General features: G+C 70.5%; 1 protein-coding gene. It reads right to left on the bottom strand.

The window, feature by feature from the left end:
• Positions 1 to 254, bottom strand: a 254-nt coding sequence (locus tag E9934_RS19645; RefSeq protein ID WP_158295000.1) for a hypothetical protein, incomplete at both ends; no start/stop codon positions are given.

Here is a 254-nt window from a genome sequence, read left to right as displayed (position 1 = left end):
AGGTAGATCTTCACCCGCGGCTTGCCCGCACCGACGTTGCCCGCCAACGCCGCGATCTGTCGTTGGCCGAAGGTGGTGCCCGGCAGTGTCTCCTCGAGTTCGTTCGCGCGCTGCCGTGCGGCGTGCTCGATGCTCATGATGGTGGCGGCGTCGCCGCGGACGGTGAGGGTGGCGGTGCCGTGCTCGAGCGCAGCAGCGCGTTCTTTCGCTGCTGCAGTGGCGGGGGCTGCGGCGGCGACCTTGCCCTCGACGAG

This window comes from Nocardioides caeni (assembly GCF_004912195.1).
Lineage (GTDB): Bacteria > Actinomycetota > Actinomycetes > Propionibacteriales > Nocardioidaceae > Nocardioides > Nocardioides caeni.
Note: the sequence above shows the minus strand (reverse complement) of the source record. Positions and strands in the feature narration are given on the sequence as shown.